Origin of the sequence: Novosphingobium oxfordense (assembly GCF_044029435.1) — a bacterium.
Lineage (GTDB): Bacteria > Pseudomonadota > Alphaproteobacteria > Sphingomonadales > Sphingomonadaceae > Novosphingobium.
In genome coordinates, this window is record NZ_CP147005.1 from 115,655 (window position 1) to 128,461 (window position 12,807).

At 66.0% G+C, this 12,807-nt stretch carries 16 protein-coding genes and 1 riboswitch; of the genes, 8 read left to right on the forward strand and 8 right to left on the reverse strand.

Annotated elements, in window-relative coordinates; genetic code table 11:
• Positions 1-122 precede the first annotated feature (122 nt).
• A complete protein-coding gene (locus tag WBP07_RS00545; protein ID WP_395393456.1) occupies positions 123-605 on the forward strand; it encodes a hypothetical protein in 483 nt (160 codons plus the stop codon).
• Between the two features lie 202 nt (positions 606-807).
• Here the strand turns inward: WBP07_RS00545 and WBP07_RS00550 are convergent, their stop codons facing one another.
• The 4 genes from WBP07_RS00550 to WBP07_RS00565 form a co-directional block, all read right to left on the reverse strand.
• A complete protein-coding gene (locus WBP07_RS00550; RefSeq protein WP_395328029.1) occupies positions 808-1,011 on the reverse strand; it encodes a hypothetical protein in 204 nt (67 codons plus the stop codon).
• Positions 1,011-1,214, reverse strand: coding sequence for a DUF4169 family protein (locus WBP07_RS00555; RefSeq protein ID WP_395393458.1), 204 nt, complete (start codon positions 1,212-1,214; stop codon positions 1,011-1,013). Before WBP07_RS00555 ends, WBP07_RS00550 begins: the two co-directional genes overlap by 1 nt.
• 9 nt (positions 1,215-1,223) lie before the next feature.
• Entirely contained in the window at positions 1,224-2,696 is a 1,473-nt protein-coding gene (locus WBP07_RS00560; RefSeq protein ID WP_395393460.1) for a helicase HerA domain-containing protein, read from the reverse strand.
• 127 nt (positions 2,697-2,823) lie between these two features.
• Positions 2,824-3,420: a uracil-DNA glycosylase family protein gene (locus WBP07_RS00565; protein ID WP_395393461.1), complete on the reverse strand. Its 597-nt coding sequence runs from the start codon at positions 3,418-3,420 to the stop codon at positions 2,824-2,826.
• A gap of 129 nt (positions 3,421-3,549) precedes the next feature.
• On the opposite strand from WBP07_RS00565, the gene WBP07_RS00570 reads away from it, so the two are divergent.
• Positions 3,550-3,957 (forward strand): hypothetical protein, encoded by a 408-nt coding sequence (locus tag WBP07_RS00570; RefSeq protein ID WP_395393462.1) that lies wholly within the window; start codon positions 3,550-3,552, stop codon positions 3,955-3,957.
• Between the two features lie 3 nt (positions 3,958-3,960).
• Here WBP07_RS00570 and WBP07_RS00575 read toward each other — a convergent pair whose 3' ends face one another.
• Positions 3,961-4,593 (reverse strand): SOS response-associated peptidase family protein, encoded by a 633-nt coding sequence (locus WBP07_RS00575; protein WP_395393465.1) that lies wholly within the window; start codon positions 4,591-4,593, stop codon positions 3,961-3,963.
• Between the two features lie 46 nt (positions 4,594-4,639).
• Positions 4,640-4,785: riboswitch (TPP riboswitch) on the forward strand.
• A 48-nt stretch (positions 4,786-4,833) separates the two neighbouring features.
• Between WBP07_RS00575 and thiC the strand changes: the two genes are divergently transcribed.
• The 3 genes from thiC to WBP07_RS00590 are packed head-to-tail and all read left to right on the forward strand — an operon-like array spanning position 4,834 to position 7,650.
• Complete coding sequence (gene thiC / locus WBP07_RS00580; RefSeq protein WP_395393466.1) at positions 4,834-6,717, forward strand: phosphomethylpyrimidine synthase ThiC; 1,884 nt, start codon at positions 4,834-4,836, stop codon at positions 6,715-6,717.
• A gap of 22 nt (positions 6,718-6,739) precedes the next feature.
• Positions 6,740-7,318 (forward strand): DUF2199 domain-containing protein, encoded by a 579-nt coding sequence (locus WBP07_RS00585; RefSeq protein WP_395393468.1) that lies wholly within the window; start codon positions 6,740-6,742, stop codon positions 7,316-7,318.
• Positions 7,319-7,362: 44 nt separating this feature from the next.
• A complete protein-coding gene (locus tag WBP07_RS00590; protein WP_395393471.1) occupies positions 7,363-7,650 on the forward strand; it encodes a hypothetical protein in 288 nt (95 codons plus the stop codon).
• A 16-nt stretch (positions 7,651-7,666) separates the two neighbouring features.
• Here the strand turns inward: WBP07_RS00590 and WBP07_RS00595 are convergent, their stop codons facing one another.
• Positions 7,667-7,975, reverse strand: coding sequence for an alkylphosphonate utilization protein (locus WBP07_RS00595; RefSeq protein ID WP_395393473.1), 309 nt, complete (start codon positions 7,973-7,975; stop codon positions 7,667-7,669).
• 72 nt (positions 7,976-8,047) lie between these two features.
• Here WBP07_RS00595 and WBP07_RS00600 point away from each other — a divergent pair, with 72 nt between their 5' ends.
• The 3 genes from WBP07_RS00600 to WBP07_RS00610 all read left to right on the forward strand — a co-directional run bounded on the left by WBP07_RS00600 (position 8,048) and on the right by WBP07_RS00610 (position 11,059).
• On the forward strand, positions 8,048-8,812 hold the full coding sequence (locus WBP07_RS00600; RefSeq protein ID WP_395393474.1) for a DUF72 domain-containing protein: 765 nt from the start codon (positions 8,048-8,050) through the stop codon (positions 8,810-8,812).
• A 46-nt stretch (positions 8,813-8,858) separates the two neighbouring features.
• Positions 8,859-9,461, forward strand: a complete 603-nt coding sequence (locus WBP07_RS00605; protein WP_395393475.1) for a hypothetical protein — start codon at positions 8,859-8,861, stop codon at positions 9,459-9,461.
• 326 nt (positions 9,462-9,787) lie between these two features.
• Positions 9,788-11,059: a multidrug effflux MFS transporter gene (locus WBP07_RS00610; protein WP_395393476.1), complete on the forward strand. Its 1,272-nt coding sequence runs from the start codon at positions 9,788-9,790 to the stop codon at positions 11,057-11,059.
• 49 nt (positions 11,060-11,108) lie between these two features.
• On the opposite strand, the gene WBP07_RS00615 is transcribed toward WBP07_RS00610, so the two are convergent.
• Together WBP07_RS00615 and WBP07_RS00620 are read right to left on the reverse strand one after the other, a co-directional pair.
• Positions 11,109-11,255 carry a lmo0937 family membrane protein gene (locus WBP07_RS00615; RefSeq protein ID WP_395393478.1) on the reverse strand — a complete coding sequence of 49 codons (147 nt, stop codon included), beginning with the start codon at positions 11,253-11,255 and terminating at the stop codon, positions 11,109-11,111.
• Positions 11,256-11,816: 561 nt separating this feature from the next.
• Positions 11,817-12,806 (reverse strand): phytoene/squalene synthase family protein, encoded by a 990-nt coding sequence (locus WBP07_RS00620; RefSeq protein ID WP_395393479.1) that lies wholly within the window; start codon positions 12,804-12,806, stop codon positions 11,817-11,819.
• Position 12,807: the final 1 nt, after the last annotated feature.

Consider the following 12,807-nt stretch of genomic DNA (forward strand, 5'->3'; position numbering starts at 1 on the left):
CAAGCATTCCGGACGGGGCGAGCCATTGCCGGGACGGATCGAATCCCCATGCCTTGCCTCGACAGGGCCGGGAATCCTAACCCTCGGCGTCCGGGTCACTCATTCCAGATCAAGGACATGTCATGAAATTCGCATTCGCCGCGCTTGCGGTTCTCGCCGGTGCCGCGGCTTCCGCGCCCGCCATGGCCAGCGTCGTCACGGCGGAGGCGAATGTCGCCCGTTCCGAGGGCGATTGGGGCGGCGAACTGGCCGTGGGCGTGCCGGTCATTCAGGACGGCGGCTTCGCGATCACGCCGGGCGTGGGCCTGTTCTTCCACGATCGCGATCATCCGGGCTACTACCACGATAATGGCGACTGCTTCAGCAAGCAGAGCGGCAATCAGGTTTCCGGCGGCAAGTGCGACGATTCCGGCACCAAGATCTTCGCCAAGGTGGAGGCGACCTACCGGTTGCCGATGGCGCTGGCGGTAGGTGTGGGCGCGCGGCTTACGGGCGACAACCTGCGTCCCTACGGCACGGTGTCGATGCCGGTGTTTCCGCATATCGATGTGAAGGGCAATTTGGGCGACCACTATGTCGCGGCGGGGCTGCAGGCGCGGTTCTGAGCCGGTGCTGTCGGGCCTTCGCTGAGCAGCGAGCGCAAAAACCTATCGTCATCCCCGCGAAGGCGGGGATCGCGCTTTTCTTTGCGCGCTTGGAAAAGAGATAGCGGGGCCCCCGCCTTCGCGGGGGCGACGGAGTGTTATGGGTTGGCGAGGATTTTTCCGCCTGCGACCGCTCCGGCCTCAGCCGTCCAGCGAACCCAGATCAGCCTTCCAGCAAATCCAGATAGGCGATCACGTCATTGTCGGTGGCGATGAACAGGCCGTCCTGCACGTCCTCGGTCTGCTGCGCGGCGACTTCCATCGCTTCCCACAGCGAGCCGTAGAACAGCGTGGTGACGCCGCCGCCTTCCGGCCCGCCGTCAAGGTGGTAGAGCCGCACCGAAGCTTCGCCCGAGGTCGTGCGCATCAGGCTTCATCCTCCGCGATTTCGGTGGGCCGTTCGCGCCGCGCGCCTTCGACCGTGCGGTCGATCCGGGCGATCTCCGCCTCGGTCGCCTTGCGTTCGTTCTTGCTGCGGCCATGCTGCGCGCGATTGGCCTGCGCCTGCGCCTTGTTTTCGCTTCGGGCCTTGGCCTTGCGGGCCATGCGCAGGTTGATGATCTCGGCCATAAGGCCCTTCTACGCCTCGACGGGCGCGGTGGTAACCCCCAGATCGGGCAGCCCGACCGAGCGCTTGCCCGAAAAATCGGTGCGCACCACGATCAGCCCGTCCTTCTCCAGGAAATCGAGCAGACGCTGCACGCGGCGCGGGCTGCTGGTGCCGTACGTCTTGGCCAGCACCATGTCATCCGGGCAGGGCTTGTCGTTCATGGCCGCCAGCGCGATCAGATAGAACGGCGCCAGCGCATCGTCGGGCACGTGCTTCGCCAGATTGAAAAGATCGAACCACTTTTCGTCGTCCGGATCCTCGATCCCGGCCAGCGCGGCGGCGAAGCCCCGGCGGAAGGTCGTGGCATCCAGCCCGCGCACGGAAATGCCCTTCATGCGGCAGCGGATCGTGAAGTCCTGGAACAGCGTGGTGGCCGGCTGGAACGAGCAATCGTCGTCCTTCGCCATCAGGTTCAGGATCTCCACCATCGCCGCGCGGTTTTCCTCGGGTTCCGGCTCGGGACGCTCGGGGCGCGGGGCCGGGGCGGCGGCCAGCGTCGGCGACTGTTCGATCGAGGCGGAAAGATCGTCGATGTCGATCGTCGGGCGCGGCGGCGGACGGTGGAATTCGGGCCGCTCCGGCTCGACATGCAGATTGTCGTGCAGCAGTTCCCGCAGTTCGTCGGTGGAGGCGGTGGGCAGCGGCATCAGGCCGGGGGTGATCGATTTGGCACCGGTGCGCACGGCCCCGATGTTGACCGCCACCGGGCGGCGGCTGATCGCCGGGCCCAGACCCAGGAACTGGCCGCGCGCAAGGTCGCGGATCGATTCAGCCTGCCGCCGCTCCATGCCCAGCAAGTCCGCGGCGCGGATCATGTCGATGTCCAGGAAGGTGCGGCCCATCAGGAAGTTGCTGGCTTCTGCCGCCACGTTCTTGGCCAGCTTCGCCAGACGCTGGGTGGCGATCACGCCGGCCAGGCCGCGCTTGCGGCCACGGCACATCAGGTTGGTCATCGCCGCCAAGCTGACGCGGCGGGCTTCTTCGGACACTTCGCCGGCGGCGGCGGGCGCGAACATCTGCGCCTCGTCCACCACGACCAGTGCGGGATACCATTGCTCACGCGGGGCATCGAACATGGCGTTCAGGAACTGCGCGGCGCACTTCATCTGCTGGTCGATTTCCAGCTCGTCCAGCGCGAGCACGACCGAGGCGCGATGCTGGCGGATGCGCGCGCCCAGGCGCACGATCTCCGCTTCCGCATAGGCGGCGCCGTCGATCACCACATGGCCGAATTCCTCGGCCAGACTCACGAAGTCGCCTTCCGGATCGATCACCACCTGCTGCACGATCGGCGCGCTTTCTTCCAGCAGGCGGCGCAGCAGGTGCGACTTGCCTGACCCGGAATTGCCCTGCACCAGCAGGCGGGTCGCGAGAAGTTCCTTGATGTCGATATCGATCGGTTCGCCCTGCGGCGTCTGCCCGATCACGATGTTGGCGCTCACGGGTGCCTATTGGCAAAACCGGGCGGGCGGGCGCAAGGGGGCGCGCGGCCTTTATCCATAGATAGGGGCCCGGCGGCCGCGCAGCCCGTCGCAGATCCGCGGGCCCATGCGGGCTGGGCCGATGCGCTCAATCCCCCAGTGCCTGCGCGATGCGTGCGCGCAAGTCGGGCAGCATTTCCGATTCGAACCACGGCTGCTTCGCCATCCACAGGCGGCTGCGCCATGCCGGGTGGGGGAGGGGCACCAGCCCTTCCGGCGCCTCCCGCCAGCGATGCACGGCGTCGGTCAGATTCGCCGCGAAGCTGCGCGGCAGGTAACGCTTCTGCGCATATTGGCCGACCAGCAGCGTCAGCCGCACCTCGGGCAGGGCCGCGCGCAGCGGGGGATGCCACAGCGGCGCGCATTCCGGGCGTGGGGGCAGGTCGCCACCATTGCCCTTGCCCGGATAGCAGAAGCCGCTGGGCATGTGGGCCACGCGGTCCGGATCGTAGAAGTCTTCGTGCGACAGCCCGGTCCAGCCGCGCAGACGGTCTCCACTGTCGTCATCCCAGGCGAGGCCGCTGGCGTGAACCTTGCTGCCCGGCGCCTGCCCGATCACCAGTATCCGCGCGCCGATCCCGGCCTGCACCACCGGGCGCGGTTCGTGCGGCAGCTTGCCCGCGCAGACGCGGCATGCGCGGATCGCGCGGAGCAGGTCGTCAAGATCGGTGGGGCTTTCGGTCACCGGGGGCAGATGGCGCTGCCGGGCCTTTGCGGCAAGCCTTGCGCGATTGGCAAGGAGATCGACCGGCAATTGACGGGGCGGGCGGGAACGATCATTCTTTCCGATACTTGACCCGCACGGAGGCTTCGCATGAACGACCTTGCGCTGATGCCGGACTGGTCCGCGCTGTTCCTGGGTCTGTTCGCCCTGTTCGCCGGCATCGGAGAGCTGCGCCGTCCCGGGCAATGGCAATTGTTGATGGATGAGCTGCGCGGCTCGCCGGCGCTTCAGGTGTCGGTGGCGATGATCGAATTCCTCATCGGGTCGCTGATCTACATGGTGAACCCCTGGGGCTCGCCCGATTGGCTGGCGCGGGTGATGAACGTGCTGGGCGCGCTGATGTGTATAGAAGCGCTGCTGATCCTGGCCTTTGCCGATGTCTATCTGAAAGTGCTGGAGCATCGGCTGGGGCCGCTGGCGCGGCTCTGGGCGGTGATTTCGGTGATATTCGGGCTGGCGCTGATCGGCCTTGCCCAGCCCGGATTCATGCACGCCTGACCCTTAACCGGCGATCCTGAGCGATGTGAGGGAGGAAGAATAGGGCGCAACCAGGTCCGCCGCCTTCTTCCAGTCACCCCGCAACCAAAGGTCGTGCGCGGCCGGATCGGCGGGCAGGATCACCGGCATCGTATCGCGCCCCTCGGCCCGCAGCGCGGCATTGGCGGGCGTGGTGAGCAGGGCGAAGCTGGGCACTTCGCTATCCTTCCACACGCCGGCCATGGCGAAGATCGGCTGGTCGGTCGCGCCGAACCAGCACTGGCGGCGCTTGCCGTCGCGCGGGTCCACCTTGGCCCATTCCATGAAGGCGCTGGCAGGGACCAGGCAGCGGAATTCGCTGTTGCGCAAGTTGCCGATCCAGAACGGGCTTTCCAGATTGCGCACGGTCAGGATGCCATGCCGGCGTTCATCCCAGCCCTGCGGTGGTGGCGGCACGCCCCAAAGGCGCGGGATCATCCGGCGCGGCAGGCGCTTTTCGGGGCGCGGACCGGCCACGAACTCCCGCCCCATGGTGATGACGGGCGCGAAGCCGCCCGCCGAAACAGAGCCGCCGGGCCAGGGATCGTCCCCTGCATTGAGGCCGAAAGTACGGCCGACTTCGCGGGCAGGCGCGTCGAGGCGATAGATCATCGGCATGTCTGTTTCCGGCCCTAGACGGCTGCAAAAGCCGCGTCTATCGTCCCCGCCATCCCCGGGGAGCTTGTGCCCAAGGCTTTCGAATCATGAAAGCCGAACGGAAACAAATGGCTGAGAGGGGCAGGTCACGCTGCCCGACCCGTTGAACCTGAACCCGTTAACACGGGCGGAGGGAAGGGCGGGCCACAGAACTATCTGTCGCGACCTTTCTTTCGTCCATAAGCCGAAGGAAAATCGCTTATGGCCGACATCAATTCCACATTGGAAATCGGCGTTACCACTGGGCCCATTCGCGGGTCTAAGAAGATTCACGTCGGGCCGCTTGGCGTTGCCATGCGGGAAATTCACCTTGAGCCGGGATCGGGCGAGGCACCCGTGCGTGTCTACGACACCTCGGGTCCATACACCGATCCCAGCGTCACCATCGACATCGCCGCCGGCCTTGCCGCCAAGCGCCGCGAATGGATCCTCGCGCGCGGCGATGTGGAGGACTACGCAGCCCGCGCGGTGAAGCCGGAGGACAACGGCCAGCTCGGCCCGGACCGTTCGGGCGGCGTCCCGGCATTCCCCAATGTCGTGAAGCGCCCGCTGCGTGCGAAGCCGGGCATGAACGTCAGCCAGATGCACTATGCCAGGGCCGGGATCATCACGCCGGAGATGGAATACGTCGCCGAGCGAGAGAATCTCGGCCGCGCGATGCTGAAGGAATATGCGCGCGACGGGCAAGACTGGGGCGCCGCCATCCCCGACTACGTGACGCCCGAATTCGTGCGCGAGGAAGTGGCGCGCGGCCGGGCGATCATCCCCTCCAACATCAACCACCCGGAAAGCGAGCCGATGGCGATCGGCCGCAATTTCCTGGTCAAGATCAACGCCAATATCGGCAACTCCGCCGTCGCGTCGGACGTGGCGAGCGAGGTGGACAAGATGGTCTGGTCGATCCGCTGGGGTGCGGACACGGTGATGGACCTCTCCACCGGGCGCAACATCCACGACACCCGCGAATGGATCATCCGCAACAGCCCCGTGCCGATCGGCACCGTGCCGATCTATCAGGCGCTGGAGAAAGTCGGCGGCATTGCCGAGGACCTGACCTGGGACGTGTTCCGCGACACGCTGATCGAACAGGCCGAGCAGGGCGTGGACTACTTCACGATCCACGCCGGGGTGCGCCTGCCTTTCGTGCCGCTCGCCGCCAAGCGCGTGACCGGCATCGTCAGCCGGGGCGGATCGATCATGGCCAAGTGGTGCCTGGCGCATCACCGGGAATCGTTCCTCTACGAACGCTTCGATGAGATTACCGAGATCATGAAGGTCTACGACGTCGCCTATTCGCTGGGTGACGGCCTGCGCCCCGGCTCGATCGCGGATGCCAATGACGAGGCGCAGTTCGCCGAACTCTACACGCTGGGCGAACTGACGAAGCGCGCCTGGGCACAGGACGTGCAGGTGATGATCGAGGGCCCGGGCCATGTGCCGATGCACAAGGTGAAGGAGAACATGGACAAGCAGCTTGAGGCTTGCGGCGAAGCGCCGTTCTACACCCTCGGGCCGCTCGTTACCGACATCGCGCCGGGTTACGACCACATCACCAGCGGCATCGGCGCGGCCATGATCGGCTGGTACGGCACGGCGATGCTCTGCTACGTCACGCCCAAAGAGCACCTTGGCCTGCCGGACCGGGATGACGTGAAAGTGGGCGTCGTCACTTACAAGCTGGCCGCCCATGCGGCTGATCTTGCCAAGGGGCACCCCGCCGCGAAGGTCCGCGACGATGCCCTCAGCCGCGCCCGGTTCGAATTCCGCTGGCGCGACCAGTTCAACCTCAGCCTCGATCCCGACACGGCGGAGCAATACCACGACCAGACGTTGCCGGCAGAGGGCGCGAAATCCGCGCATTTCTGCTCGATGTGCGGGCCGAAGTTCTGCTCGATGAAAATCAGCCAGGAAGTGCGGGACTTCGCCGCGAAGCAGAACCAGCCGAGCACCGGCTTCATCGCGGCGGAAGAGGGCGGAAAACTCGCCATCAGCGAGGCGGAGGCCGGAATGGCGCAGATGAGCAAGGTGTTCAAGGAAACCGGCAGCGAACTCTACATGGGGGCCGGCGGCCGCGAGCACGACTGACCCCGGATCAGGCGCGCCGACCGTGCTCGATATCGACCGGAGAGAGCAGCCAACGCCCGTGCAACGGTTGGAGCGCGGGCGTTGGCACTGCCGGCAGTGCGATACGGCGCACGGCTGGCCCTTCGTGCTGGGGGCGGGCGCGCCTGATCTCTGGCCGCACGGGCAGGCCCACGCGCCGAATTCCGCGCTGCGGCTGGACGGGGATTTCCTTTCCGAAGATTTCTGCGTGCTGGCCGGCCGCTACTTCATGGTGCGCGCGGTGCTGTCGATCCCGGTGATCGGGTTGGCCGATCCCTTCCATTTCGCCTGCTGGACCACGCTTTCGCGCACCCATTTCGAGGAATACGTGGCTGCCTTCGTCTCCGGATCCCACGAAGAGGAAGGCCTGTGGAGCGGTTGGCTCTGCAACCGGCTGTTGGGTTACGGGGAAGGTTCGGAGCTGCCCGCCGTCTGGGTTCAGCCAAGGGCCTCGATTCCCGGGCAACGGCCGCTGCTGTGGTTGCAGGATGGCAGCCACCCGCTCGGTCTGGCGCAGGATAGCGGCATCTCGGCGGAGCGGGTGCTGGAGATCCTTGCCGCCTATGGCCATGCCCCGGGCTGACATGCCAGATTGCACGCCCAACGGTTCGATGAAAAGGTGACTCGATGGCGCGCAATCCCACCGCAGCTTGGTTCGGCCTTGCCAGCGACAGTTACCGCCTATGGGCGGATTCGATGATGGTGATCGGCATGCGCACCACCGACATCATGACCGGGCGCGGCAGCAGCCATGAAAACGCGCGGATGGTCACCGAAAAGCTTCAGGCCAATGCCGAACTGGCCGTGAAGCTGTTCTGGGGCGGTCCGATGGCGCCCGAAACCGCCGCGCGCAAGACGGTGCGCCACTATGGCAAGCGCGTCAGGGCCAATCGCCGGCGCCTGTCGCGCAAGTAAGGGCGCTCCGGTTTACTCAGCGCTTGCGCACGAATTCCGCGCGCAGCACCAGGCCCTTGATGCCGGGATACTTGCAGTCGATCTCCTGCGCGTCGCCGGTCAGGCGGATGGAGGGGATCAGGGTGCCGCGCTTCAGCGTCTGGCCTGCGCCCTTCACGTCCAGGTCCTTGATCAGCGTCACCGCATCGCCGTCCGCCAGCAGGTTGCCCACCGCATCGCGCACTTCCACGGTGTTCGCCGCGGCCTGCTTGGCCGCCAGTTCGGAGGCGGGCAGCCATTCGCCGCTATCCTCGTCGTAGATATAGTCTTCGTCGTCGCCCGACATGTCGTATTCTCCTGTTATCGCTGCCCATGACAGGGCAGACCCGGTTTGGCGAGCACGAAGGAGAGGGCGGGCATGAGCAAACATATCGGCAAGGTCCATGTCGGCATCGGCGGCTGGAGCTACGACCCCTGGCGGGAAACGTTCTATCCCAAGACCGTCTCCAAGGCGCGGGAACTGGAATACGTGGGCCAGCACCTTACCGGCACCGAGATCAACGCCACCTTCTACGGCCGGCAGAAGCCCGCCAGCTACATCAAGTGGCGCGATACCGTGCCCGATGGCTTCCGCTTCGCGCTGAAGGGATCGCGCTACTGCACCAACCGCAAGAACCTTGCCGAAGCGGGTGAGAGCGTGACCAACTTCGTGGAACAGGGCATCGTCGAACTGGGCGCAAAGCTGGCCCCGATCAACTGGCAGCTGGCCGCCACCAAGAAGTTCGACGCGGAAGAGATCGCCGCCTTCTTCGCCCTGCTGCCGAACAAGCACGAAGGGCTGCACTTGCGCCACGCGATCGAAGCGCGGCACGAAAGCTTCGACGATCCGGCCTTCTTCGACCTTGCCCGCAAGGCCGGCGTCGCCGTGATCCTGGCCGACAGCCCGAAATATCCGGCCTTCGACAAGGCGGCCGATGCCGCGCCCTTCGTCTACGCCCGCCTCCAGAACGCCCGCGCGGAGATCGAACAGGGCTATCCGGACGCCGAACTCGACGCATGGGCGAAGAAGATCGAGGGATGGTCGAATGACGGCAAGGAAGTCTTCGTGTTCTTCATCAATGGCGCGAAGGAGCGGGCCCCGGCAGCGGCAATGGCCTTGATCGCGCGCCTGAACGGCGATTGAGGCGATGTCGGAGGAACAGTTGCGGTTGCCTGACGTTGTAGCCGCCATGAAAAACCTCCTCACCGTGTCCGCGCTGGCCGTTGCACTGGCGGCCTGTTCCTCCGAGCCGGGCAAGACGCCCGAACAGGCCTCGGAACAGACTGGCGAGACGGCGACCGAGCCTGCCTTGCCGGACGAGGCCGTGACCGAAGCGCCGACCGCTACGCCTGCAGCCGGCGGCAAAGTGCTGTCGCTGGAGGGGCTGGGCGACTTGCGCATCGGTGCGCCGGTGCCCTCCGGCTCGTCCTGGGCGGAGCGCGGGGCGCAGGTTTCCGATTCCTGCCACACGGTCACTTCGCCGGATTATCCCGGCGTCTACGCCATCGTCGAGCAGGGGAAGGTGCGGCGGATCACGCTGGGCAAGCGGTCCGAGGTCAGGCTGGTCGAAGGCGTCGGCGTCGGTTCCAGCGAGGCGGACGTGAAGAAGTGGTTCGCCGGCTTCCGGGAGGAACCGCACAAGTACGAGGCGGCACCGGCCAAGTACATCACCGCGCCCAACGCCAAGGGCGGCGATTCCGCCCTGCGGTTCGAGATCGGGCATGACGGCAAGGTGAGCGCGGTTCACGTCGGCACGATGCCGGTGCTCGCCTACGTCGAAGGCTGCGCCTGAGGTTAGGGCGTAAACTCATAAATGGCACTATCGAGGCGCCCAAATGGCGAACAGCTCGGGCCGAAGAGGCCGCTGGGCGGGCTGGTTGCCCGTCCAAGGTCACTTCGGTTCGAGATGGAAGCCATTTGTGCGTCCCTTCGGGATTTGACCAAAATGGTCCATTGCTGCGTCAGGAAGTCTTGAAATATCGACATATTCCGGCGCCTTCCTTCCTTGCACTGAACCATTTTGCTTCAAACCTCGATAGTGCCATTTATGAGTTTACGCCCTAATCAAGGCTGGCCTTAGGGCTGGCGCTTCTTTCGCACATGCGGCATGGGCGAGTCATGCGTTCCCCCGATGCCAAATCCGACCGCTTCCCGATGGGGGAAGTCGAATTCGTGATCCTGATGGCCTCGCTCCAGGCGCTGATGGCGCTTTCGATCGATGTCATGCTGCCTGCGCTCGGCGCGATTTCGCGCGATCTGCATCTGGCCGATCCCAATCAGCGCCAGTTGATCGTGGGCGTGTTCCTGATCTCGTCAGGCCTGGGATCGCTGTTCCCCGGCGCGCTGGCGGACCGGTTCGGGCGGCGGCCGGTGGTGCTGACCGCGATCGGCGCTTACGTGATCACCGCCTTCCTTTGCGCGATTTCGGGCAGCTTCACGCTGCTGCTGATCGCGCGCGGGTTCATGGGGGCGTTCTGTTCGGCAATGATGGTCATGCCGATGACCATCCTGCGCGATCGGTTCGACGGCGATCGCATGGCGCGCACGCAGTCGCTGGTGGCGATGACCTTCATGGTCGTGCCGATGGTGGCGCCGATGATCGGCCAGACCGTGCTGCTGTTCGCCGGCTGGCGCTGGATCTTCGGGATCATGTGTACGATGGGCGTGCTGGTGTTCGGCTGGAGCGCGCTGCGCCTGCCGGAAACGCTCCATCCCGATTATCGCCAGCCGATCCAGCCGCGCGTGATCGCCGGCAACATGGCGCTGGCGATGAAGGAGCGCGCCTCGCTCGGCTATTTCATGGGCGCGGCTTTCGTGCAGGGTGCGCTGTTCGGCTACATCAATTCCGCCCAGCAGCTGGTGGGCGAGCATTTCGGGGCGGGCACGCTGTTTCCCGTGGTGTTCGGGGCGATGGCTCTGGTGATGGCCTGCAGCAACTTCGCCAATTCGCGCATTGTCGAACGGTTCGGCGCCCGCCGCGTCTCTCACGCGGCGTTGTGCTGCTACATCCTGTTCGCGGCGATCCATCTGGTGCTGGCGATGCGGGGAGAGAGCCTGTGGGTCTTCATCCCGCTGATGACCGCGACGATGTGCATGATGAGCTTCATCGGTGCGAACTTCCAGGCGATCTCCCTCCAGCCTTTCGCGCGGATCGCGGGGGCGGCGGCGTCGGTCATGTCGTTCGTGCGGACGGTCCTGGGCGCGGCGCTGGGATCGCTGATCGGGCAGGCCTATGACGGAACGGCGCGGCCGATCCTGGCGGCCATGGTCGTCTGCGGGCTGACCTCGCTGGCGCTGGTGCTCTATTCAGAGAAGGGGCGGCTGTTCCGCAGGGTCAATCCGCCGGGCTTCTACAAGGCACACCCGCCGACGGCGGGACATGAGTTCTGAGGCGAATTTCGGGGGCTTGCGGCCCCCGAATTTTTATCCGCCTGTCGAACTAGACCCTTCGGCCACGGAACAGCTGGACCAGGCCGACGACGATCGCGACCACCAGCAGCACGTGGATCAACGCGCCCGAAACGTGGAATACGACGAAGCCGAGCAGCCACAGAATGATGAGGATGGCGGCTATGGTGAAAAGCATGGCATCTTCTCCTTGGTGGGATACGGGAAGAACGCGCGTCGCGTCACTTGGCTGCATATGTGCGTAATGCACGCAACTCGCCGCAGGCGCGGGGCGGGCGGCAGATTGCGAAGGGTGCAACGGTTGCCGGGCGCGCCCGTGCACGGCATGGTCCCGATGCGACCGCGAATCGCCCCTTGCGCGCATCTCGCTGCCGCCCTTCGGGTCCACCGTTCAAGATGATGACAGGCGAAACAGGCCGGCCGGGATAACCCCGGCGGCTTGTCTGTCGTCGGGCGGATAGCGGCGTATGGTGGACGCTCCGCCTGAATCTGGCGCGGGCGAGGGGCGTATTCGCTGACCTTCCGAAATCCCTATCCGTCGCCCCCGCGTAGGCGGGGGCCCCGCTTTCTTGTCCAGCGGCGCGAAGAAGAAGCGGGGTCCCCGCCTTCGCGGGGACGACGAAGGTGTGGGTTGGCAGCGTGGAACGTGGAACCGGACTGGATCGAGGCTAATTCAGTCATCCAGCTAAACGATGATTTTCGGCGCTATCCCCGGCACCTTATAGCCGACGGAGGAGGGTCAGCTCGGCCGGATGACCGGATGGCTGTGCGCCAGTTCCGCCAGTTCGCGCCGCGATGGCATGGGGCGGGGCGGCGTTTCTGAGAGGTGCGGCGGCCTGCGCGCCTCGCGCCAGGCCTGCCAGACGAAGGCCAGCTTCTGCATGCGGGACGTGCGCACGCGGTGGTCCCAGGCGTGGCTGCCCAGCTTCTCCACCTCGCGCGCGATGTCGCCGTAGATGTCGGCGGCGGAAAGCACCGCCCAGCGCTGGCGGAAGGCGAGCCGCGCCGCGCCGATGCGGGCGGATGCGTCGTATTCGCGGGCTAGGGCGCAGGCGCGGGCCACCAGCGGCACCAATGCGGGGCGATAGTGCGGCTTGGTCACTTCGCCGGGCGGAATGTCCGCTTCCGCCAGCCACTCTTCCGGCAGATAGCAGCGGCCGTTGGCATCATCCTCCCAGACGTCGCGCACGATGTTGGCAAGTTGGAAGGCGATGCCCAGGTCGCAGGCGTGGTCCAGCGTGTCCGCGTCGTCGGCGTCCACGCCCATGACCAGCGCCATCATCACCCCCACCGCGCCGGCCACGTGGTAGCAGTAGCGCAGCATGTCCGCCTCGCTCCGCGGGCGCCAACCGGTGGCGTCGAGCGCGAAGCCGGCCAGCACGTCTTCCACCAGCCCTTCGGCGATGGGCACTTCGCGGCGCAACTGGCCCAGCGCGTCGAAGGCCGGGGTGCCGGTGCTCTCCCCCGCCATGGCGAGTTCGGTCAGGGTGCGGATCGTCGCCAGCCGGTCCTGTGGGGCCAGCCGGGTGCCCAGCGGCACCGCGCGCGCGGCGCGGCCGTGGTCCTGTTCATCGGCAATGTCGTCGCAGGCGCGGCACCAGGCGTAGAGCAGCCAGACGCGTTCGCGCGTGGTCCGATCGAACAGCCGGCTGGCCGCCGCAAAGCTTTTCGAACCCTTGCGGATCGACTTGCGAGAGGCTTCGACCAGTGCTGCGCGATCGGACGTCATG